Source organism: Streptococcus oralis (assembly GCF_001578945.1).
Lineage (GTDB): Bacteria > Bacillota > Bacilli > Lactobacillales > Streptococcaceae > Streptococcus > Streptococcus oralis_Q.
The window spans coordinates 459,075-461,082 of sequence record NZ_KQ969551.1 but is presented as its reverse complement, the minus strand read 5'-3'; the positions used below and the strand labels follow the sequence as shown (position 1 = coordinate 461,082).

Annotated in this window: 2 protein-coding genes; both read left to right on the top strand. The window is 39.3% G+C overall.

The window, feature by feature from the left end:
• The first annotated feature begins 161 nt into the window (after positions 1-161).
• Positions 162-1,364 (top strand): 30S ribosomal protein S1, encoded by a 1,203-nt coding sequence (gene rpsA, locus SORDD16_RS04900; protein WP_001001617.1) that lies wholly within the window; start codon positions 162-164, stop codon positions 1,362-1,364.
• 82 nt (positions 1,365-1,446) lie between these two features.
• The gene (locus tag SORDD16_RS04895) at positions 1,447-1,944 is read left to right on the top strand and encodes a GAF domain-containing protein (RefSeq protein WP_061452572.1); all 498 of its coding nucleotides are present in this window, start codon (positions 1,447-1,449) and stop codon (positions 1,942-1,944) included.
• The last annotated feature ends 64 nt before the right edge of the window (positions 1,945-2,008 follow it).

The window sequence follows — 2,008 nt, the reverse complement described above, 5'->3', positions numbered from 1 at the left end:
CTTAGGTAATAAATTCAAGATAAAAAGAAAAATATCTTAGGGTATTTTATTTTTATATTGAAAGACGTGAACGATATAGACATGTCCTTGCGGGTGCTTAGGAAAAAAATTATAAGTATGTCAAGTTTTGGAAAAGACTTGATTGTTGGAGGATTTTTTAGATGAACGAATTTGAAGATTTGCTAAATAGCGTTAGCCAAGTTGAGCCTGGTGATGTTGTTAGTGCTGAAGTATTGACAGTTGATGCGACTCAAGCTAACGTTGCAATCTCTGGAACTGGTGTTGAAGGTGTCTTGACTCTTCGCGAATTGACAAACGATCGCGATGCAGATATCAATGACTTTGTGAAAGTAGGAGAAGTATTGGATGTTCTTGTACTTCGTCAAGTAGTTGGTAAAGATACTGATACAGTTACATACCTTGTATCTAAAAAACGTCTTGAAGCTCGCAAAGCATGGGACAAACTTGTAGGACGCGAAGAAGAAGTTGTTACTGTTAAAGGAACTCGTGCCGTTAAAGGTGGACTTTCAGTAGAATTTGAAGGTGTTCGTGGATTCATCCCAGCTTCAATGTTGGATACTCGTTTCGTACGTAACACTGAGCGTTTCGTAGGTCAAGAATTTGATGCTAAAATCAAAGAAGTTGATCCTAAAGAAAACCGCTTCATCCTTTCACGTCGTGAAGTTGTTGAAGCAGCTACTGCAGCAGCTCGTGCTGAAGTATTCGGTAAATTGGCTGTTGGTGATGTAGTAACTGGTAAAGTTGCTCGTATCACTAGCTTTGGTGCTTTCATCGACCTTGGTGGTGTTGATGGATTGGTTCACTTGACTGAATTGTCACACGAACGTAACGTATCACCTAAATCAGTTGTAACTGTTGGTGAAGAAATTGAAGTGAAGATCCTTGATCTTAACGAAGAAGAAGGACGCGTATCGCTTTCACTTAAAGCAACAACACCTGGACCATGGGATGGCGTTGAGCAAAAATTGGCTAAAGGTGATGTAGTAGAAGGAACAGTTAAACGTTTGACTGACTTTGGTGCATTTGTTGAAGTATTGCCTGGTATCGATGGACTTGTTCACGTATCACAAATTTCACACAAACGTATTGAAAATCCAAAAGAAGCTCTTACTGTTGGTCAAGAAGTTACTGTTAAAGTCCTTGATGTTAACGCTGATGCAGAACGTGTATCACTTTCTATCAAAGCTCTTGAAGAACGTCCAGCTCAAGAGGAAGGACAAAAAGAAGAAAAACGTGCTGCTCGTCCACGTCGTCCAAAACGTCAAGAAAAACGTGATTTCGAACTTCCAGAAACACAAACAGGATTCTCAATGGCTGACTTGTTCGGTGATATCGAACTTTAATCAAATTGATAATCACAAAATCCTTTGTTTAAAACAAGGGATTTTTCTTTTGTCTCTTTCTCATTTTTGATATAATAGTTTTATGTTAGATTCAGAAAAACAATCACGTTATCAACTGTTGAATGAGGAACTCTCTTATTTACTAGAGGGTGAGAGCAATGTTCTTGCTAATCTTTCGAATGCTAGTGCCCTCCTAAAATCTCGCTTTCCGAATACTGTATTTGCAGGGTTTTATCTGTTTGATGGTAGCGAGTTGGTTTTAGGGCCTTTTCAGGGTGGTGTTTCTTGTATTCGCATTCCGCTTGGAAAAGGCGTTTGTGGAGAAGCTGCTGAGTTTCAAGAGACTGTTTTAGTTGGCGATGTGAGCACCTATCCAAACTACATTTCTTGTGATAGTATGGCCAAGAGTGAAATCGTGGTTCCCATGCTCAAGAATGGGAGATTAGTCGGTGTTTTAGACCTGGATTCATCACTTATTGATGATTACAATGCCGTTGACCGCGATTACTTGGAACAATTTGTCGCTATTTTGCTTGAGAAGACAGAATGGGACTTTACGATGTTTGAGGAGAAAGCCTAATGTATCAAGCACTTTATCGAAAATATAGAAGCCAAACTTTTTCACAATTGGTCGGACAAGATGT

Coding starts and splice junctions, on each gene's coding strand:
- SORDD16_RS04895 (WP_061452572.1), top strand. CDS start 1,447: ATGTTAGATTCAGAAAAACAATCACGTTATCAACTGTTGAATGAGGAA.
- rpsA (WP_001001617.1), top strand. CDS start 162: ATGAACGAATTTGAAGATTTGCTAAATAGCGTTAGCCAAGTTGAGCCT.